The 20,290-nt window shown below is 61.4% G+C and carries 20 protein-coding genes; 8 read left to right on the top strand and 12 right to left on the bottom strand.

Annotated elements, in window-relative coordinates; all coding sequences use genetic code 11:
• The 3 genes from AB870_RS07050 to AB870_RS07040 are packed head-to-tail and all read right to left on the bottom strand — an operon-like array spanning window position 1 to window position 1,908.
• Window positions 1-345 carry an NAD(P) transhydrogenase subunit alpha part 2 gene (locus AB870_RS07050; protein ID WP_047907050.1) on the bottom strand — a complete coding sequence of 115 codons (345 nt, stop codon included), beginning with the start codon at window positions 343-345 and terminating at the stop codon, window positions 1-3.
• Between the two features lie 15 nt (window positions 346-360).
• On the bottom strand, window positions 361-1,491 hold the full coding sequence (locus AB870_RS07045; RefSeq protein ID WP_047907465.1) for a Re/Si-specific NAD(P)(+) transhydrogenase subunit alpha: 1,131 nt from the start codon (window positions 1,489-1,491) through the stop codon (window positions 361-363).
• A 42-nt stretch (window positions 1,492-1,533) separates the two neighbouring features.
• Window positions 1,534-1,908, bottom strand: a complete 375-nt coding sequence (locus AB870_RS07040; protein WP_053059606.1) for an HAD family hydrolase — start codon at window positions 1,906-1,908, stop codon at window positions 1,534-1,536.
• Between the two features lie 319 nt (window positions 1,909-2,227).
• Between AB870_RS07040 and AB870_RS07035 the strand changes: the two genes are divergently transcribed.
• Entirely contained in the window at window positions 2,228-3,184 is a 957-nt protein-coding gene (locus AB870_RS07035; protein WP_047907464.1) for a LysR family transcriptional regulator, read from the top strand.
• 120 nt (window positions 3,185-3,304) lie between these two features.
• Here AB870_RS07035 and AB870_RS07030 read toward each other — a convergent pair whose 3' ends face one another.
• From AB870_RS07030 to oxlT, 6 genes are all read right to left on the bottom strand, one after another.
• Window positions 3,305-4,078 carry a fumarylacetoacetate hydrolase family protein gene (locus tag AB870_RS07030; RefSeq protein WP_047907463.1) on the bottom strand — a complete coding sequence of 258 codons (774 nt, stop codon included), beginning with the start codon at window positions 4,076-4,078 and terminating at the stop codon, window positions 3,305-3,307.
• A gap of 173 nt (window positions 4,079-4,251) precedes the next feature.
• Window positions 4,252-5,499, bottom strand: coding sequence for a formyl-CoA transferase (frc, locus tag AB870_RS07025; protein ID WP_047907462.1), 1,248 nt, complete (start codon window positions 5,497-5,499; stop codon window positions 4,252-4,254).
• A gap of 589 nt (window positions 5,500-6,088) precedes the next feature.
• Entirely contained in the window at window positions 6,089-6,529 is a 441-nt protein-coding gene (locus AB870_RS07020; RefSeq protein WP_047907461.1) for a PAS domain-containing protein, read from the bottom strand.
• Between the two features lie 222 nt (window positions 6,530-6,751).
• Window positions 6,752-8,002: a formyl-CoA transferase gene (gene frc, locus AB870_RS07015; protein WP_047907460.1), complete on the bottom strand. Its 1,251-nt coding sequence runs from the start codon at window positions 8,000-8,002 to the stop codon at window positions 6,752-6,754.
• Window positions 8,003-8,029: 27 nt separating this feature from the next.
• Window positions 8,030-9,808, bottom strand: a complete 1,779-nt coding sequence (oxc, locus tag AB870_RS07010) for an oxalyl-CoA decarboxylase (protein WP_237170074.1) — start codon at window positions 9,806-9,808, stop codon at window positions 8,030-8,032.
• A gap of 216 nt (window positions 9,809-10,024) precedes the next feature.
• Window positions 10,025-11,371, bottom strand: coding sequence for an oxalate/formate MFS antiporter (gene oxlT / locus AB870_RS07005; protein ID WP_047907459.1), 1,347 nt, complete (start codon window positions 11,369-11,371; stop codon window positions 10,025-10,027).
• Between the two features lie 385 nt (window positions 11,372-11,756).
• Here oxlT and AB870_RS25545 point away from each other — a divergent pair.
• Window positions 11,757-12,555, top strand: a protein-coding gene (locus AB870_RS25545) for an IS5 family transposase (protein ID WP_418303969.1) whose coding sequence is annotated in 2 segments (ribosomal slippage) — window positions 11,757-12,028 and window positions 12,027-12,555 — 801 coding nt in all. Because the reading frame shifts where the segments join, the coding sequence is not laid out codon by codon here.
• A 444-nt stretch (window positions 12,556-12,999) separates the two neighbouring features.
• Here AB870_RS25545 and AB870_RS06990 read toward each other — a convergent pair.
• Both AB870_RS06990 and AB870_RS06985 read right to left on the bottom strand, forming a co-directional pair.
• Complete coding sequence (locus AB870_RS06990; protein ID WP_047907458.1) at window positions 13,000-13,317, bottom strand: type II toxin-antitoxin system RelE/ParE family toxin; 318 nt, start codon at window positions 13,315-13,317, stop codon at window positions 13,000-13,002.
• Window positions 13,314-13,565 carry an antitoxin gene (locus AB870_RS06985; protein WP_047907457.1) on the bottom strand — a complete coding sequence of 84 codons (252 nt, stop codon included), beginning with the start codon at window positions 13,563-13,565 and terminating at the stop codon, window positions 13,314-13,316. The genes AB870_RS06990 and AB870_RS06985 overlap by 4 nt, the downstream gene beginning before the upstream one ends.
• A gap of 184 nt (window positions 13,566-13,749) precedes the next feature.
• On the opposite strand from AB870_RS06985, the gene AB870_RS27665 reads away from it, so the two are divergent.
• Entirely contained in the window at window positions 13,750-13,920 is a 171-nt protein-coding gene (locus tag AB870_RS27665; protein ID WP_472462563.1) for a recombinase family protein, read from the top strand.
• Here AB870_RS27665 and AB870_RS06980 read toward each other — a convergent pair.
• Complete coding sequence (locus AB870_RS06980; RefSeq protein WP_047907456.1) at window positions 13,902-14,627, bottom strand: IS6 family transposase; 726 nt, start codon at window positions 14,625-14,627, stop codon at window positions 13,902-13,904. The two genes, AB870_RS27665 and AB870_RS06980, sit on opposite strands and share 19 nt — an antisense overlap.
• A 522-nt stretch (window positions 14,628-15,149) precedes the next feature.
• Between AB870_RS06980 and AB870_RS06975 the strand changes: the two genes are divergently transcribed.
• From AB870_RS06975 to AB870_RS06955, 5 genes are all read left to right on the top strand, one after another.
• Window positions 15,150-16,163, top strand: a complete 1,014-nt coding sequence (locus AB870_RS06975; protein WP_047907455.1) for a 2-dehydropantoate 2-reductase — start codon at window positions 15,150-15,152, stop codon at window positions 16,161-16,163.
• A gap of 645 nt (window positions 16,164-16,808) precedes the next feature.
• A complete protein-coding gene (locus AB870_RS06970; RefSeq protein ID WP_071386852.1) occupies window positions 16,809-17,027 on the top strand; it encodes a hypothetical protein in 219 nt (72 codons plus the stop codon).
• Window positions 17,028-17,056: 29 nt separating this feature from the next.
• Window positions 17,057-17,770 carry a GntR family transcriptional regulator gene (locus AB870_RS06965; protein ID WP_047907454.1) on the top strand — a complete coding sequence of 238 codons (714 nt, stop codon included), beginning with the start codon at window positions 17,057-17,059 and terminating at the stop codon, window positions 17,768-17,770.
• 461 nt (window positions 17,771-18,231) lie between these two features.
• The gene (locus AB870_RS06960; protein ID WP_047907453.1) at window positions 18,232-18,699 is read left to right on the top strand and encodes a formate dehydrogenase subunit gamma; all 468 of its coding nucleotides are present in this window, start codon (window positions 18,232-18,234) and stop codon (window positions 18,697-18,699) included.
• A complete protein-coding gene (locus tag AB870_RS06955; protein ID WP_047907452.1) occupies window positions 18,696-20,282 on the top strand; it encodes a formate dehydrogenase beta subunit in 1,587 nt (528 codons plus the stop codon). Before AB870_RS06960 ends, AB870_RS06955 begins: the two co-directional genes overlap by 4 nt.
• Window positions 20,283-20,290: the final 8 nt, after the last annotated feature.

Raw genomic sequence — 20,290 nt, 5'->3', positions numbered from 1 at the left:
TCAGTGCGCTCCCTTTGCTGCCGTTTCGTCGTTGGCCGCCGTCTTTGCGGGGGCCTTGTCCTTTTTCTTGAACATCTCCAGCATGCGCTGCGTGACGAGGAAGCCCCCGAACACGTTCACCGCAGCGAGCGCCACGGCAACGACACCCATCGTCTTGCCGAGATTGCCTTCGGTAAGACCGGCCGCGAGCATCGCGCCCACGATCACGATGGCCGAGATCGCGTTGGTCACCGCCATGAGCGGCGTGTGAAGCGCGGGCGTGACATTCCATACCACGTGATAGCCGACGTACACCGCCAGCACGAAGATGATCAGGTTGATCACCGTGTGATTGATCATTTCCATGGTTGAGCCTCTCCCTTATGCCGCACGCAGGACCTGACCGTCGCGGCACATCAGGCACGCGGCGACGATGTCGTCGTTGGTATCGATGACGAGCTTGCCTTCCTTGTCGATCACGAGCTTGAGGAAGTCCAGCACGTTACGGGCATAAAGCGCGGAGGCATCGGCCGCGACCATGCCGGCGAGGTTGGTGTAGCCGGCAATCGTCACGCCATGCACCTTCACCACTTCGTCGGCGACCGACAGCGGACAGTTGCCGCCGCCGTTCGCGCCGCGACCTGCCGCCAGATCGATGATGACCGAGCCCGGCTTCATCGCCTTGACGGTGTCTTCGCTGATGAGCGTTGGTGCGGCGCGCCCCGGAATCAGGGCAGTGGAGATGACGATGTCCGCCTGCGTGAGACGCGTGTGAACGAGTTGCGCCTGACGGGCAAGCCACGCGGCGGGCATCGGGCGCGCATAGCCGCCCACGCCCTTGGCGATCTCGCGCTCTTCGTCGGTCTCGAAGGGCACGTCGATGAACTTGGCGCCGAGCGATTCGATCTGCTCGCGCACCGCCGGACGCACGTCCGACGCTTCGATCACCGCCCCGAGACGCTTGGCCGTCGCGATGGCCTGAAGCCCGGCGACACCGGCGCCGAGCACCACCAGACGGGCGGCTTTCACCGTACCGGCGGCCGTCATGAGCATCGGCATGAAGCGTTGATAGAGGTTCGCGGCGAGCATCACCGCCTTGTAGCCGGCGATGTTGGCCTGCGAGGAGAGCACGTCCATGCTCTGCGCGCGCGTGGTGCGCGGCGCGGCTTCCAGCGCGAAGGCCGTCACACCGGCCGCCGCCATACGAGCATTGTTCTCGGCATCGAACGGATTGAGCATGCCGACGACCACTGCGCCGCGGCGCATCTGTGCGATCTCGGCGACCGACGGTGCGCGCACCTTCAGCACCATCTCCGCGCCGAACACCTCGGCGGCGGTTCCGCTCGACGCGCCCGCCGCGACATACGCCGCATCGGGTACGCTCGCCGCCACACCGGCGTCATGCTCCACAGTGACGCGATGACCCGCGCTCACCAGCTTTTTCACCGTTTCCGGTGTGGCCGCGACGCGGGATTCGCCGCCGGCCGTCTCCTTTGGAATGCCAATATGCATAGTTATTGTCTCGGGGTCTGAGCCCCTGTCGTGTTGTGAAACTCAGGCCGAAGCGGCTCGCGGCGCTTGCATCGAACGCCCTTCGTTGGCCGCTTCGAAGCAACGCACCTTCGTGCAGTGAATCAGGTCGCAAAGGAATTCCGGCTCGTAGGCGCGAAGCAGGTGCGGCTGGTGTCCGTCGAGGTAGGCCCCGATCATCAACAGCTCGGCCATGCGCAACGCCTGCGCCGAAGCGCCTTCGAGATACGCCAGCGGCAAATCCTGGTTACCGGTGGTGTGCAGCAAACGGGTGTAGGTGTGGTTATCCCAATACCAGTCCAGACCCAGTTCGACGAACGCGTTGTTGAACGCATGCAGATGAGCGTTGGCAACCGGAGCCAGGGCGGCAGGTTTGATATGCGATTCGATGACCGACATGATGGCGTCTCCCAAAATAGTGATCGTCCAAACCCGCTTAACTCCTGACGTGACCGCGCGGCCCGACGCCTGCTGTCTGCGCGCCTTCGCTTTTTCGCTTTCCACTTTTCGCTTTGCTGTCACACCACTTTCATGCGGGCTGCCATTGCAGATTACGCAGCCCGACATATAAAAGACAGTTAAAGTTAATTATGCAAACCATCAACAATTACTTATACTTCTGAAACGTCATTCGGCGCACGCGCGATACGTCTGCGCGTCGCCGCGTCGCCGCCTTTCGTTCGCCCTCCACCGCCCGTTCTTACCGGATGCCCGCCGCATGCGACACGCCACGCTCCGTCAATTGAAGGTCTTCGAAGCGGTAGCGCGCCATCTGAGCTTTTCGCGCGCCGCCGAAGAACTTCATCTCACGCAACCGGCCGTCTCGACACAGGTCAAGCAACTTGAGACACATGCCGGACTGCCGCTCTTCGAGCAACTGGGCAAGAAGATCTTCCTCACGCCGGCAGGCAGCGAAATGCTCCATTACAGCCGCGCGATCATCGCGCTCTTTCGCGAAACCGAGGAGGCGATGGACCACCTCAAGGGCATTACCGGCGGCAAACTCAACGTCGCCGTCATTAGCGCCGGCGACTACTTCTTTCCCCGGCTGCTCGCCGCCTTCACGGCACGCCATCCCGGCGTAACGCTCAATCTCACGGTGCATAACCGTGAGGAACTGCTTCATCAGCTGACCGAGAACCTCACCGATCTGGCCGTGATGGTGCGTCCGCCGCACGAGATCGACACGATCAACGAAGCCTTCGCGCCCCACCCGTACATCATCGTGGCGCCGCCCGGCCATCCGCTGGCCGGACAGAAACAGATTCCGTTTTCGCGTCTCACGGAAGAACCGTTCATCAGTCGCGAGCGCGGGTCGGACACCTGGAATTCCTTGCAGGACGCTTTCGGCCATCGCACGCAGCAACTGAGAATCGCGATGGAGATCGCCAGCACGGAAACCATCAAGCAGGCGGTGATCGCAGGCATGGGGATCAGCTTCCTGTCTGCCCACACCGTCGGCATGGAGTTGCGCACGGGCCAGTTGACGGTGCTCGACGTACAGGGCTTTCCGGCATGGCAAAGCTGGTACGTCGTGCATCGTCGCAGCAAGCGCTTGCCGCCGGTCGCATTGGCCTTCCGTCAATTCCTGCTCTCGGAAGGCGCTGCGCTGATCGACGGCATGATGGCCTACAAAAGCGCTGTGCCGCCGCTCACGGGCAGCGGCACGAAATAGGCCTTCAGGGCGGGCTTGGCCTGGGCCGACCGTTCCGGTCCGCCGAATGAAAAAGGGCGATCGACTCAGGCCATTGCCACCCCGGCCGACCACCGTGAAATCGGTTGCTTCGGGCGACGCTCACCCGCCCATGCGGTTCGCGAGCGTTCCCAGTCCGTCGATGCTGACCTCGACCAGCGCGCCCTCTTTCATCGAGCCCACGCCGATCGACGTGCCCACCGCGATCACGTCGCCGGGCAGCAGCGTCATGTCCTGCGACAAGCGCGCCACAAGCTGCCAAGGATTGAAGATCATGTCGGCTAGCGGGTAGCGCTGACGCTGCGTGCCGTCGAGCGTCGTGACGAGTTCGGCTTCGCGCCAGTCGAAGTCTTCTGCGATGAACGGGCCGAGGCAGCCGAACGTGTCGAAGCCCTTGGCACGCGTCCACTGCGCGAAGTTGCCGTCCTGCTCGATGATCTCAGCGGCCGTGACGTCGTTGACCAACGTGTAGCCGAGGATGTAATCGCGCGCCGAGGCCTCGCTCACGTTGCTCGCCTGCTTGCCGATGACGATGCCCAGCTCTCCCTCGAAGACGATCTTTCCGGCATACGAGGCCGGACGCCGGATCACGGCGCCGGGACCGTTGAGCGTGGTCGCAGGTTTGATGAGAAACAGCGGATGCGAAGGCGCGGCTTTGCCGAGCTTCGCGCCGAGCGCGTGATAGTTGTTCCACAGCGCCACGATCTTCGATGGTTCGCAGGGGCACAGCAGATCGACCGCGTCGCGGGCAATCGTGGCGCCCGTGGCGACCGGCTGATCGTAGAGGTCGCCGCGATGTTCCAGAATGTGATCGCCCTGCAACAGGCCAAAGCCGATGCGGCCATGCGCGGTCTTGAAACGGGTCCAGAGCTTCATGCGTTTGCCATTCCTGTAGCGGTGAGGCGGCGCGGCAACGTTCGCCGGCAGCGCGCCTCACGCGATGTCTTGAAGTCATTCACATCTGCCTTATGCACAAATCGGGCATGTATTCGCAGACACCCGGGCGCGCCATATTTCGTGTTCGCGCCCGCTAACGGTCTTCCGGCGCGTCAGATCGCGCCGACTTCGCGCAGCGCAGCGATCTGCTGCATGCTGTAACCGAACTCCGAGAGCACGTCGTCCGTGTGCTCGCCGAGCAGCGGCGAGCGCTCCACGTGCGTGGGGCTGTCGGAGAGCTTGATCGGGTTGCCGACGGTGAGGTACTTGCCGCGCTTCGGGTGATCCACCTCGACGATGGTGCCGGTCTCACGCAGCGACATGTCTTCGGCGATCTCCTTCATCGACAGAATCGGGCCGCAAGGAATGTCGTATTCGTTGAGGATGGCCATGACCTCGAACTTGGTCTTCGTCACCGTCCACTGCTCCACGGTGTCGAAGATTTCGCGCAGGCGCGGCAGACGCGCGCGCGGCGTGGCGTAGTCCGGATGCTCCACCCACTCGGGCTTGCCGATCACCTTGCAGATCGAACCCCACACGGGCGCCTGCGCGATGAAGTAGATATAGGCATTTGGATCGGTTTCCCAGCCCTTGCACTTCAGAATCCAGCCGGGCTGACCACCGCCCGACGCATTGCCGGCACGCGGCACGGCGTCGCCGAACTCGCCGTTCGGGTACTGCGGATACTCTTCCATCACGCGCGCGCGCTCGAGACGCTGCTGATCGCGCAGCTTCACGCGGCACAGGTTGAGCACGCCGTCCTGCATGGCCGCCAGCACGCGCTGGCCCTGCCCGGTCATCGTGCGCTGGTAAAGCGCCGTGACGATGCCGAGCGCCAGATGCAGGCCCGTGCCGGAGTCACCGATCTGCGCGCCGGTCACCATGGGTGGGCCGTCGTCGAAACCGGTCGTCGAGGCCGCACCGCCCACGCACTGCGCCACGTTCTCGTACACCTTGCAGTCCTGATACGGACCGGGACCGAAGCCCTTCACCGACGCGACGATCATGCGCGGGTTGAGCGAATGGATATGTTCCCAGGTGAAACCCATGCGATCGAGGGCGCCCGGTGCGAAATTCTCCACGAGCACGTCGCAGTCGCGAATCATGCGCTCGAGCACCGCCTTGCCTTCCGGATGCTTCGTATCGAGCGTGATGGAACGCTTGTTGCTGTTGAGCATCGTGAAGTACAGGCTGTCGGCGTCGGGAATGTCACGCAGTTGTTCGCGCGTCACGTCGCCGTGTCCGGCACGTTCGATCTTGATGACGTCTGCACCGAACCAGGCCAGCAATTGCGTACACGTTGGACCGGACTGCACATGCGTGAAGTCGAGAATGCGCACACCTTCGAGTGCCTTTCCCATGGTTTGTCTCCTCCTGATGCGACGGCGTTTATGTAATAGGTGGGCGAAGGGCCGGTGAACGCTCGGGCGTTTCTTTCGATTACGGCAATGTCGCAGGCCTCGCCGGATGCGACGGCAGTTGTCGCCTCTTCGGGCGCCATTCCTTTCGTCGATTCAATCTTGTGATATACGGTATTTCATACACGATATTTTATCAACGGCTTTTTGTTGCCGATGTCATTTGCTGTGTCGCGTCAATTCCCCTGCAGAATCCCGCAAAGGCCCACGGAATAAGGGCCTCCGCACTGCAACAAGCTAGGCGCCGTGTGGCCGGGCTACGGGTTTACAGGCATGTGTCAGCTCGATGAACGCCACCCCACCGATCAGGTCTCCTCATGAATGATTTTTAAATATATTGAATACAAAATACTTTCATGCTTTGCGAAGGCTTTCCCACGCGTCGAAATCCCGGCGGAAATGAAAAAAGCACCGGCGCGCTTTACGCATCGGTGCTTCTTCGGGGAGGCGACGTCTCTTACCGGCGAGCGCCCAGGTCGACGCCTTCGCCGGGGTCGCGACAAGCGTCGCGCAACGATCGCTATGGCGTAGATCAGTTCGCCGTGGCAGCCAGCTTCGCTTCGAGTTCCGTCACGCGCTTGCGCAACTGACGGTCCTCCTGGAAGCGCGCGGTCTCGTCGCGGATCACGGCGACGATGCCGGTCACTTCACCGTTTGCGCCATGCAGCAGCGCAACCGTGAAGGCAATCGACATGGCACGGCCATCCTTGTGCGTGGCGGGGACCTTGAGCAGATCGCTACCGTACTTCGTCTGCCCTGTCTTCATCGTCTTGGCGTAGCCTTCGTTGTGACGCGCGCGCAAACGTTCGGGGATGATGATGTCGAGGGGTTGCCCGAGCGCTTCGGCCGCCGAGAAACCGAACATCTTTTCCGCGCCGGAATTCCAAAGCGTAATGACGTTCGACGGGTCGGCCACGACGATAGCGTCGCCTACGACCTCGACCAACTGCTTGACGTCGACGGATGCACTCATGATGTCTCCAGAGTCTTGTGGGAAATGCCAACGGTATGACGGGCACGATGGCCAAACATGCCGTTAAAGTACATCAATTAAAGGACAACACGGTCCCGAAAATAAAAATGGGCGCGCCCCGCACGGAGCCGCACCCATGAACACCTTGCCTGCCGCCGCACGCACCGTCGCCGCCCGAGACGGCAACCGCGCGTGCGGCATGGCAGCCGAAGCCAAGCGAACTTAGACCGAACGGGCTGCGTGCAGGTGGGCGATCTGGTCCTTGCTGTAGCCCAGCTCGGCCAGGATCTCGTCGGTGTGCTCACCCAGCAGCGGCGAACCCGTGATTTCCGGCTTCAGACCCGAGAACTTGATCGGGCTGCCGACGGTCAGGTACGAACCACGTTCCTTGTGCGGCACTTCGACGATCGTGCCCGAAGCACGCAGCGACGGATCGTTGGCGATTTCCTTCATCGAGAGCACAGGAGCGCACGGGATGTCGAACTTGCGCAGGATGTCCACGGCTTCGTACTTCGTCTTGTCGGCCAGCCACTCTTCGATGGTCGCGAAGATGTCGAAGATGTGCGGCTGACGGGCTTGCGGCGTAGCGTAATTCGGATCGTCGATCCACTCCGGCTTGCCCAGTGCACGGCAGATCGGCTCCCAGGCGTGACCCTGAATCGTGAAGTAGATGTACGCGTTCGGATCCGTCTCCCAGCCCTTGCACTTGAGCACCCAGCCCGGCTGACCGCCGCCGCCGGCGTTACCGCCGCGCGGCACGACATCGGTGAACTCGCCATGCGGGTACTGCGGATACTCTTCGAGGTAGCCCACGCGGTCCAGACGCTGTTGGTCGCGCAGCTTCACGCGGCACAGGTTGATGACCGAGTCCTGCATCGAGACGGCCACCTTCTGGCCGCGGCCCGTCTGACCACGGCCGATGAGGGCCGTCAGAATACCGATCGCCAGGTGCATGCCGGTGTTGCTGTCGCCCAGCGCTGCGGCCGACACCGTCGGGGGACCGTCCCAGAAACCGGTCGTCGAAGCGGCGCCGCCTGCGCACTGCGCCACGTTTTCGTAGACCTTCAGGTCATCGTAGTGGTGTCCGTCCGAGAAGCCCTTGACCGATGCCACGATGAGCTTCGGGTTCAGTTCGCTCAGGCGCTCCCACGTGAAGCCCATGCGGTCCAGCGCGCCCGGGGCAAAGTTCTCGACGAGAACGTCGGATTCCTTCACCAGCTTCTCGAGCACTTCCTTGCCTTCCGGCGTTTTCGTGTCCAGCGTCAGCGAGCGCTTGTTGCTGTTGAGCATCGTGAAGTACAAGGCATCGGCATCGGGAATGTCGCGCAGCTGGCTACGCGTGACGTCGCCCGAGCCCGGGCGTTCCACCTTGATCACGTCGGCGCCGAACCACGCCAGCAGCTGGGTACAGGCCGGGCCGGCCTGCACGTGCGTGAAGTCGATGATCTTGATTCCTTCGAGGGGTTTGCTCATGTCATGTCTCCTTGATTGACTCAGCACTTACTTTTTCATCGCCGCGCTTTGCGGATTCAGATTCGTCAGACGGCCGCTTTCCGTACCTGCGGATTCGTCGATCACAGCGTTGATCAGCGTCGGCTTGCCCGAAGCGATGGATTCCTCCAGCGCCTTGGTCAGCTCGGCCGGCGTGGTCACGTTGTAACCAATGCCGCCGAACGCTTCGATCATCTTGTCGTAGCGCGCCCCCTTGACGAACACGGTCGGTGCCACGTCCTTGCCGCCCGTCGGGTTGACGTCGGTGCCGCGATACACGCCGTTGTTATTGAAGATGATGGTGGTGACCGGCAGGTCGTAACGGCAAATGGTTTCGAGTTCCATGCCGCTGAAGCCGAAAGCGCTGTCGCCTTCGATGGCCACGACCGGCAGGCCGCTCGTCACGGCAGCGCCGATGGCGAAGCCCATGCCGATGCCCATCACGCCCCACGTGCCCGAGTCGAAGCGCTTGCGCGGCTGGTACTGGTCGATGATGCTGCGTGCGTGGTCGAGCGTGTTCGCGCCTTCGTTGACGAGGTTGATGTCCGGATGCTTCTTGAGCACGTCGCGGATCGCGCCGAGTGCGCTGTGGAAGTTCATCGGCGACGGGTTCTGCGCCAGCGTTGCCGCCATCTTCGTCAGGTTCTTGTTCTTGCGCTCCGCAATGGCGCCGATCCATTCGGCCGACGGCTTGCCGAAGTTGGCGTCGATGCCGCCGAGCAGTGCCTTGACGCACGAACCGATATCGCCGATCACCGGTGCGGCGATCGCCACGTTGCTGTCGATTTCCGTCGGCGAGATGTCGATCTGCACGAACTTCTTGGGCGCGGCACCCCAGGTCTTGCCCTTGCCGTGCGCGAGCAGCCAGTTCAGACGCGCGCCGATCAGCACCACGACGTCGGCTTCCTGCAACACGAACGAGCGTGCGGCAGCGGCCGATTGTTCGTGCGTGTCGGGCAGCAGGCCCTTGGCCATCGACATCGGCAGGTACGGAATGCCTGTTTTTTCGATGAGCGCACGGATGTCTTCGTCGGCCTGAGCGTACGAAGCGCCCTTGCCCAGCAGAATCAGCGGACGCTTGGCGCCCTTGATGACGTCGAGCGCGCGCTGCACGGCGTCCTGCGCGGGGATCTGGCGCGGCGCGGCGTCGATCACGCGAATCAGCGAATCCTTGGCCTTCTGTGCGTCGATGGTCTGCGACAGCAGCTTGGCCGGCAGGTCCAGATAGACACCGCCCGGGCGGCCCGACACGGCCGCGCGAATGGCACGGGCCAGGCCCACACCGATGTCTTCGGCGTGCAGCACGCGGTAAGCTGCCTTGCAATACGGCTTGGCCGCATTGAGCTGATCCATTTCTTCGTAGTCACCCTGCTGCAAGTCGACGATCTCGCGCTCGCTGGAGCCGCTGATGAGAATCATCGGGAAGCAGTTGGTGGTCGCGTTGGCAAGTGCCGTCAGGCCATTCAGGAAGCCCGGTGCGGACACCGTCAGGCAGATGCCCGGCTTTTGCGTCATGTAGCCGGCGATTGCGGCGGCATGACCTGCATGTTGTTCGTGGCGGAAGCCGATGAAACGAAGGCCTTCGGCCTGTGCAAGACGCGCCAGATCGGTGATGGGAATCCCCACCAGACCGAAGATGGTGTCGATGTCGTTCGCTTTCAGGGCATCGATGACCAAATGGAAGCCATCGGTCGTTGCTGCCTCGGACACGATGTTCGCGTGTCGGCTATTGTCTTCGAGCGTCTCGTTTTCCGCCTTGCCGACTGGCACGGTCATCGCAATGGACATAATTCTCTCCTCCAGTTTTTCCGGTTTCAGTGTTGCGTCGTCTTGTCTGACGATTAGTGGGTATTCCTGTACTGCTTCTCTACTTGCTCATCCGGTCGTGCACCCGAACCTGCGAAGGTTCGGGAGGCACGCCGGTCAAACATGTCGCTAATCAGGCCAGCCAGTCTGCGTTCTACTTAGTAGTGCTTAACGTCTTGATGACGTATCCAGCTCGCCTTACGTGGTGCTGCGGCTCAGGTCCGCAGCCTTCACGACCGGTTCGCTCGACTCCGCCTTGTAGTCGTTGGCGTAACGCTGTGCCAGACGGGCACGCATCGGCTTGAGGACAAACAAGGCGAGGAAGGCGGCGAAGGCGTTCATGGCGCAAGCGATCATGAACACTGCCTGCCAGCTGCCGGTCGACGTGGTGATGATGCTCGAGAACGGCACCAGCAACGCGGCGGTCCCCTTCGCGGTGTACAGCATCCCCGCGTTGGTAGCGGCGTACTTCGAACCATACGTATCGGCACACGTCGCCGGGAACAGACTGTAGATCTCACCCCAGGCGAAGAACACCAGACCGGTCAGGATCACGAAGGCGACCGGGTGCTGACCGAACTTCGCCAGCGCGTAAATCCCCGCGGCTTCCATCGCGAAGGCGATGAACATCGTGTTTTCGCGCCCGATCTTGTCCGAGATCCAGCCGAACACCGGACGCGTCACCCCGTTGAGCACACGGTCGATGGCCAGTGCGAAGGTGAGTGCGGGCAGCGTGAGGCCGAGAATCGAGACCGGTGCCTGATCGAGACCGTAGTCCTTGGCGATCGGGCCGAGCTGAGCCGTAGCCATCAGGCCGCCAGCGGCCATCAGCACGAACATCAGATACATCAGCCAGAACACCGGGGAGCGCATGACTTCCGTCGGCTTGGCGTTGTAGCGCATTGCGCCCGGTGCCAGCTTCTTGAGCGCTTCGATCGAGGCCGGCGGATTGGCAAGCGCCAGACCCAGCACCAGCACGATGATCCCCTGGCCCAGACCGAAGGTCAGGAAGGTGTTCTCGTAGCCGCTCGACTTGATCATGTTGGCGATCGGCACCACGGTCAGCGCCGAACCGGCGCCGAAACCGGCGGCGGTGAGGCCAGCGGCAAGGCCGCGGCGGTCCGGGAACCACTTCAGCGCGTTACCCACGCAGGTGCCATATACCGCACCGGCGCCGACACCGCCGACTGCCGCTGCGACATACAACATCGGCAGCGACGACGCATAGGCGTTCATCACCCATGCAATACCGCACAACAGACCACCACCGACCACCACCGGGCGCGGGCCGAACTTGTCGACCAGATACCCTTCGATCGGCACCAGCCAGGTTTCCGTCACGACGAAAATCGTGAACGCAATCTGGATCGCCGTGCGGCCCCAACCATACTTCTCGTCGATCGGGTTGACGAACAGCGTCCACCCATATTGCAAGTTGGCGATCATCGCCATACAGATCACGCCGAACACGAGCTGGACCCACGGGCTCGCGAACGGTGATTGTTTACCGTGTTGCTTTGTCGTCTCCACTTGTACCTCCTCCATCGGTTTTCAGTTGTTTGGCAGCTTCACAACAACAACACCTTCCGGATGGGGTCTACGCCCCCTGGGTATGCTTTACGAGGTCTTAGCCTCGTCGACTTGTTCTCTGATGCTCGCGGAATCCATTGCGTCTTCCGCAAATATACCGAACGAAATATACGATATATCAGATATAAGTCAACACTAATTTATTGCTGTCCTCGTTTTCCCCTCGCGTGCCGAAGTCGTTTTCGTCCATTGCAGCGAAAACAACCACGGCACGCGAGGCACTGTCCTAAGTGGCGGCTAGATACAGTAACGCAACTGTAGGACGGAGCGGCGCAACAACGCAATGCGAAAACACTAAGAACGTGTTTGCGATCTTCTGGTCATCCCTGATAATTCGAGGATGACGAGAAAGAAATACGCGAGTGACATAAGCCGAGAGAAGTTCTCGGAGATCGAGCCGCTGTTGCGCAGCGTGCGCCGGCGCACGAAGCCCACGACGGTGGACTTGTACGAGGTGTTTTGCGCGGTGCTGTATCTGTTGCGTACCGGTTGCCAATGGCGCTTCTTGCCCAGCGAGTTTCCCAAGTGGCAAACCGTCTACGCGTATTTCAGCAAATGGAGTCAGCCTGACCAGCACGGCGTGAGCGTGCTGGAGCAGGCACTCAAAAAATCAGGTTGGCGCGGCGCGCACAAGACAGGGACGCAGCGCCAGCACGACGTTCTTGATCGTGGACGCGCAGAGCGTGAAGAACACTGACACGGCAGCGCATAAGGGTTATGACGCGGGCAAGAAGGTGTCGGGCATCAAGCGTCATATTGCCGTAGACACGCAGGGCTTACCGCACGCCGTGGCGGTAACCACTGCCGAGGTGAACGATCGCAAAGGAGCGTTGCTGGCGTTCGAGCACGGCAAGCCTCGCTTGGGACAGGTGCAAAGTGTGCTGGTCGATGGCGGTTACGTGGGCGAACCCTTCGCGCAGGGCGTGCGCGAGATCTTGGGCGAGCGGGTCACGGTGCAGATCGCCAAACGCAGCGAACTGCATACTTTCAAGGTCCTGCCGCAGCGTTGGGTCGTCGAGCGCAGTTTCGCCTGGCTGGAGAAGAACCGGCGCTTATGGAAGAACTGTGAGCGTTTGCTCAACACCAGCTTGCAGTTTGTCCATCTCGCCTTTTTGGCACTGCTGCTCAGGAGATCGTAAACCGGCTCTTACGCCGCGTCAGGGGACATCGTGGCCATGGCTTCGTCAGGGAAGCTCGAGGCCGCTAGCATGGCATGAGCAGGTGTGTCGGTTGTGCAGCAGTAGCGAGGACGGGCGAGCACTGTTTATTCGTACAGTATTTTTTGAATTTTCCTGCGAAACATTGAACGCCGCGACCATGGACGGGCGGCGAAGGCAGGGCAGGGGCAGCAGCTCAAGCAGGACGTCGCGCGTGAGGAAGCCTGCAAAAGTTTCAAGCCGATACGCCGACGACAAGTGATTCGCGCCCGCCCTTTCTGCAAAATAGAGTGCCGCGAAGGCTCCACCCGGGGCGCAGCGGCCAACCTTCGGCAGGGGAGCGGGCTTGGCCCTGAAGCGCGGTCATGTGGAATGTGTGAGGCAGGGGCCCTCCCACCAGCCTTGGCAGTAAGAACCCACGAGCGTCTAACTTTCCCTGCTGATCCTGTCCGTCAGGCGCGCCATGAGGTCCATGCGTTCATGAAGAATCGCTACGATTAAAGCGGGCGCGCTCCCCCGCGGCAGACAGAAGACATAGTGATGTTCGCAATGCGCCATCCGTAGCTCAGGAAAGAGTTCGCTCATATCCTTGAAAGTGCCTCGTCCGGCTGCAAGGCTGGCAATGTCATGTTCCAGCTTGGCGATATAGCGGCGTGCCTGCTCAGTGCCCCACTGCTGACGCGTGTAGCGAATGATATCGCGTAGATCGGCTTCCGCCTGCGCCGTGAGAACGTAGGCCGTCAAGCGCGATCCCCGCCGAGTTCTTCATCCAGAATTTCGCCGATGCCCTTGGTGGACACGTTCCCCGCAAGCCCGTCGTCGATGCGGTTCGCTAGCAGGGTTTTCAGTTCTCGCCATGCCTGATCGGCATCGGCATCGCCGGGGAACAAACGCTCGAGCGCGTATTGTTTGATGGTCTTACCCTGTAGCGCAGCCAACGCTTTGAGGCTTTGGTGCTGCTGTTCGGTGATGTCGATGGTAAGGCGACTCATAGAGTTATCTCCTCTAAAATGTACAAACCCACATTAGCACATATGTGGTAATGAAGCTACGGTGCCGAGCTGTCCGTCAAACGATCGTTAGTCGGTCAACCCGGACAATGTCCGGCAAATGCTCGTTCGACGGGTTTTCGGACATTAAGATAGACGGACGGAATGACGGACAAGAGGGCGGTAAATGGCATTGATCGGCTATGCTCGGGTATCGACGGCGGAGCAGGACACCGCCTTGCAGACGGATGCGTTACGCAAGGCAGGCTGCGAGCGCGTTTTCGGGTTCTGTCGCGATAACGAAGTTACGCCGAAGCGAAGCCAGGGGCAGGTTGGTTTTTACGCGGCCAGTGCATAGAATTGCTCAGCAGGGGACGCACGGCGTCCCTTTGGGGCAAGCATTTGCCCCTTGCGAATCATGTGCATGGTCTCGATGCCGCCCAGGACAATGCGGGCACAACGGAAATTCTGGAAACCCAGCATCGGTCTGACGCGCCGTTTGATCGCGCGGTGGTCCTGCTCGACAAGGTTGTTCAGGTATTTATTCTGGCGGATTTCGACGGGTATCTCGCGCTGGGCGCCCAGCGCCTGCAGCGCGGCGCGGTTCGCCCCGCTTTTGTCAACGGTGACGGTCTTCGGCGTGCCCCGCCCGGCGAGGGCTTTTTCGAAGAACCGGCGCGCGGCGGCGGTATCGCGGCGTGCGCATAGCAGAAAATCAATGGTGTGGCCCGCCTTATCCACCGCCCGGTAGAGGTATTTCCACTGGCCTCTGACCCGAATATAGGTCTCGTCCATGCGCCAGCTGTCACCGACTGGGCGCAGGCGGCCACGCATCGCTTTCTCGAAAACCGGCAGCAACTTGATCACCCAGCGATGGATCGTCGAGTGGTCCACCGCCACGCCTCGCTCGGCCATCATTTCCTCCAGATCTCGCGAGCTCAGCGAATAGGCCACGTACCAGCGCACGCACTGCAACATAACCCCCAACGGGTAGTGCAACCGCTTCAGGACCTTGGCGATGCCTGCGGGCAAGGGCTTTCTCGGCGGTTTGGCTGCGCACTTCATCGACTGGGTTCCCGGCGCTCGAAACCTAGGAGTCTACCTGACTACCCCTATTGCGACGGAACCCCTTTTTGGCACTGCTGCTCAGGAGATCGTAAACCGGCTCTAAGGAGTTAACCTGATCCGCGAACCTTGCCCGACAAGGCGCTCAGGCCTTTTATATCGGGCTCCTTGCGATTTTTTAAAACGGGCACAAGGCGATATTTATGTGAATTTCACTCACAAAATATCGTCTCCCCTTCGTCGGCGCTGTCGCTGTAACACACCGTAATAATTCACTCGACGCGCGCCCCCGGGCATTTCACAAGTGCAATTCATGCCCGCGGCGCTCACACATCCCAATGCCTCGGAATGTCCGTTTTTCCGGTATCTGCGGGGAAACCATGAGACCAAATAACCCTGGAAGGCTTGGCGCTATTCTCCTTGTGATATACGATATACAACATTTGGTATTAGAAGAATCAGAAGAATAAAGCGGCCAGTACCAGGCCCGGGTTTCGATTGACCTTTGGAGGGAGAGACTTCATGAAGATTTGCATCTATGGCGCTGGAGCCATCGGCGGTTATCTCGGCGTGCAACTCGCGCGCGCCGACGCCGATGTCAGTCTGGTGGCACGTGGACCGCATCTGGCGGCCATGCGCGAGAACGGGCTCAAGTTGCTCATCGACGGCGAAGAACGCGTCGCCCATCTGCGCTGCACCGACGACGCGCGCGAACTCGGGCATCAGGATTACGTGATCATCGCCCTCAAGGCCCACTCGGTACCGTCGGTACTCGACGCGATGCAACCGTTGATCGGCCCGGATACGGCCGTAGTCACAGCCGTGAACGGCATTCCCTACTGGTACTTCTACAAGCATGGCGGTGCGCTCGAAGGAAGAACGCTCGAGAGCATCGATCCGGGCGGTCGTCAGTGGCGCGAACTCGGCCCCGAGCGCGCCATCGGGTGCGTGGTTTATCCGGCCACGGAAGTCGTTGCGCCGGGTGTGATTCAGCACGTCTACGGCAACAAGTTCCCGCTCGGCGAAGCGAGCGGCGAGCGCACCGAGCGCGTGGAAAAGCTCTCGCAGATGATGATCGCCGGCGGCCTCGATGCCCCGATTCGCGAGAACATTCGCGACGAGATCTGGCTCAAGCTCTGGGGTAACCTCTGCTTCAACCCCATCTCGGCCCTCACACACGCCACGCTCGACATCATTGCCAGCGATCCGGGCACCCGGGCCGTGGCACGCGCCATGATGCTCGAAGCCAAAGCCATCGGCGACAAGTTCGGCGTGCATTTCCGCGTGGACGTCGAGCGCCGCATCAATGGTGCGGGCGCAGTCGGCGCGCACAAGACATCGATGCTCCAGGATCTGGAGCGCGATCGTGCGATGGAAATCGACCCACTCGTCTCCGTGGTGCAGGAAATGGGGCGCCTGGCCAACGTGCCCACGCCCACGCTCGACGTCGTGCTCGCCCTGATAAAACAGCGCGAGTTCATGACCAAACCCGAGGCAGTGGCAGCGGCGCAGGAACGTCTGGCCAAGGCCGCCTGATAGCGGCACCGGATCGACGTCGTGGACCGACACGACGTCGGTCCAGGCTGGCGTGTATCCCAGCGACAAGGCAACGAGGGCAACGCGAGGTAAACCCGTGAGACAAGTCGCTGCGCTTCGCGGGTTTACTCACTGACATATATATATAGAGAGAGAGGGCAAGGCGATGAACGCGGCGGGCGCTCGTCGAGACGCCGGCGCCTGTCCCGCGGTGACTTGAACATGCCGCCGCCGAAACTCCGGTCGTGGCCGATTCTTGCCGGGAGTCGGCGTCTTGTCCGCGGCATGCAGGCAATTGCGCATGTGGTTTCGCGGCAACGCAATAACGCGTATTTGCCCCACCCAAAAGCATCGACCGAATCATTGGAAACTGCGTGCGCCAGTGGCGTCCCGAAATCCGCACCATTGCAAGCCAGACGGACATCCGAGGAGGTTCATCGCCATTACCCAGTTCATTCGCAGTATCGGAAAAAGAGACAAATCCGAGCCGTGTGAGAGCAGTGCGACCTGAAAAACGTCCCGAAAAACGGTAAATTTTGATATTCGGTATGTGGTATATCTTGAGACTTGTTGCGGCGCGACATACAATGCAAAGCAAGTTCTCCCCCACTACACGACCCGTCAAACTTTATCTGGAGTGTCATTATGTTAGTCGCTGCGCTTACTCTGCTTGCCCTGGCTTCCGCCCTCGCCGCCGGTGTTGCGATGGTTCACCTGTTCGTCGCCCTGCCCGCCAAAATGCTCGAAAAGGCCGAAAGCAATGGCCGTTTCGCCTACCTGGCGGAAACCACGCAGGCAAACGAATCGGGTAAACTCGTCACAAAGCCGGCAACCATCGTGGGGCAGCAAGCATTGCGCCTCTGAAGGGGCCGTAATACCTAGGAGACTATTGCATGTCCCTGATCACCCCAACTCCGGCGCGCGTGACGCCACTCGCGCTGGAGCCGATCGACACCACAACGAGTTTTCGTAATCAGGCGTATGCGCTGCTGAAGAAGGCCATCGCCGACGCCGACATCTATAACCAGAAGGAAGAGATTCGCCTGGACGAGCGTCAGCTCATCCAGGTGCTTGGCGTTTCGCGCACGCCGATTCGCGAAGCCATGACCCTGCTGGAACAGGAAGGCTTTCTGCGTACGGTGCCGCGACGGGGCATCTTCATCATCCGCAAGACCAAGCGTGAAATCGTCGAGATGATTCAGATGTGGGCCGCCCTCGAAGGGATGTCCGCCCGCCTGGCCACACAAAATGCGAGCGACGAGGATATCGCCAAGCTGCGTCATCTGTTCGACCAGTTCGTCAATGAGCCGCCGACGGATCATATCGAAGAGTATTCCGACGCGAACATCGACTTCCATCAGGCGCTGATCAACCTCGGCGGCTCGCAGGCGATCGCCAATACGATCAAGAACCTGTTCATTCACGTGCGCGCCATCCGCAAGGTGACGATTGCCAAGCACGACCGGGCCGCGCGCTCGATCGTCGATCACCTGAAGATCATTACCGCGCTCGAAAAACGCGATACGGAACTCGCCGAGAAACTGGCACGCGACCATACCCTCGGTCTGGCCGCATTCGTCGAAGAGTACTGCGACTTCCTCGAATAACGCCATCGTCATCCGCACAGTGCGCGCTTCGCGCGTTGACGAAAGGCCAGCGACATGAAAATGCCGCTGGCTTTTTTCTTTCCCGCCCCTCCACTTTTCCCATTGCATCGCGCTATTCGCCCCTGCGCCCCGGCTTCTCATCGGAAGCCGCTTTCCGAATTGGGGTAAACGATCCCGCGAAACCGCTCGCCACGCTATTGCACGTATACCGTATATGATATATCGTGTTTCACATACTGACCGTAAGTTGACGAAGTAAAGCAACGGGCGAGAGGCCGAGCCCGTGCGGCATATGGTGGGGGCTATGTGCCGCACGCTCATACGGCGCCGCGCTGATCGCTAGACCCGAGCAGCGTCGCCGTATGTGACCAATGGGTCTCTCGCCCCGGGGCAGGACAAGAACATATCACCACCCTCAGGAGCGCCGTTCCCCACGGTGCGCCAAACAGGAGACATCAGCCATGCGCGAGGCTTTTTCCATCGCGACGGTGCAAGCGATTCTGGACACTCATGCAGCTCAGGAAGGCCCCCTTCTGCCGATCCTCCATGACGTTCAGGAAGCCTTCGGCTACGTTCCCCCGGATGCCGTGCCCGTCATCGCCGACGCCCTCAACCTGTCACGCGCCGAAATCCATGGCGTGATCACGTTCTATCACCATTTCCGTACCAGCCCGCCGCCGCGACACGTCGTTCAGATCTGTCGCGCCGAAGCGTGTCAGAGCATGGGCGCCGATGCGCTCGTGGCGCATGCCGAGCGCGTGCTGGGCTGCGCAATGCACAGCCACAGCGGCGACGTCGCCCTCGAACCGGTGTATTGCCTGGGGCAGTGTGCGACCTCCCCCGCCATTACCATCGACGACAAGCTGCACGCGCGCGTCACCCCCGAGAAATTCGACCGTCTGGTCGCCCGCGCCAAGGATGCCGTATGAGCCAGTCCGCCAACCCCAGCAAGGTGCGTCTCTATCTTCCGCGTGACTCCGCCGCCCTCGCGCTGGGCGCCGACGAAGTCGCCGAAGCCATCACCGCCCAAGCCGCCGAGCGCGGCATCGACATCGAACTCGTTCGCAACGGCACGCGCGGCATGCTCTGGCTCGAACCGCTGCTCGAAGTCGTCACGCCGGCGGGTCGCGTCGCCTACGGGCCGGTCGACGTCGACGACGTCGCGAGCCTGTTCGACGCGAACGTTACTGCCGGGGGCGATCACCCGCTCGCCCTCGGCCTGACCGAGGAGATTCCGTATTTCAAGAAGCAGGAACGTCTGACGTTTGCCCGCGTGGGCGTCACCGATCCCGTCTCGGTCGACGACTATGTCGCACACGACGGTTACCGCGGCCTGCGCAACGCACTCGCGCTCGACGGTGCCGCCATCGTTGCGCAGGTGACCGAGTCCGGTCTGCGCGGACGCGGCGGTGCTGCCTTCCCGACCGGCATCAAGTGGAAAACGGTTCTGAACACCCCCGCCGCACAAAAGTACATCGTCTGCAACGCGGACGAAGGCGACTCGGGTACGTTTGCCGACCGTATGCTCATGGAAGGCGATCCGCTTGTCCTCGTCGAAGGCATGACGATTGCCGGCATCGCCGTGGGCGCGACGCGCGGTTACATCTACGTGCGCAGCGAGTACCCGCATTCCATCGACGTACTCAACGAAGCCATCACGAACGCCAATCGGGCGGGCTACCTCGGCGAGAACATTCTCGGCTCGGGCCAGACGTTCCACCTCGAAGTGCGCAAGGCGGCCGGCGCGTATGTCTGCGGCGAAGAAACCGCCCTGCTCGAAAGTCTCGAAGGCAAGCGCGGCGTGGTACGCGCCAAGCCGCCGCTGCCGGCCATCGAAGGCCTCTTCGGTTTGCCCACGGTCATCAACAACGTGATCTCCCTCGCCTCGGTGCCGATCATCATGGATCGCGGGGCGGACTTCTACAAGAACTTCGGCATGGGACGCTCGCGCGGCACCCTGCCCATTCAGCTCGCCGGCAACATCAAGTACGGCGGTCTCATCGAGAAGGCCTTCGGCGTGACGCTGCGCGAGATTCTGTACGACTACGGCGGCGGCGCCATGACCGGACGTCCCTTGCGTGCGGTGCAGGTCGGCGGCCCGCTGGGCTCGTATCTGCCGGAATCGCAGTGGGACACGCCGCTCGACTACGAAGCGTTCGCCGCGCACTGGGCCGTGCTCGGTCACGGCGGCATCGTCGCCCACGACGACACGGTCGACCTCGCGAGGCTCGCGCGCTATGCGATGGAGTTCTGCGCCATCGAATCCTGCGGTAAGTGCACGCCGTGCCGTATCGGATCGACGCGCGGCGTCGAAGTGATGGACAAGATCATCGGCGGGCGGGACCGTCCCAAGCAGATCAAGCTGCTGCGCGATCTGTGCGACACGATGCTCAATGGCTCGTTGTGCGCCATGGGCGGCATGACGCCCTACCCCGTGCTGTCTGCGCTGAATCATTTCCCGGAAGACTTCGGCGCGGCCGAACCGTCGAATCTGCCGACCAAGGCCGCCTAGGAGACCCC

The organism is Pandoraea faecigallinarum, assembly GCF_001029105.3.
GTDB lineage: Bacteria > Pseudomonadota > Gammaproteobacteria > Burkholderiales > Burkholderiaceae > Pandoraea > Pandoraea faecigallinarum.
The sequence above is the reverse complement of the archived record's forward strand: the minus strand, read 5'-3'. Positions and strand labels throughout refer to the sequence as shown.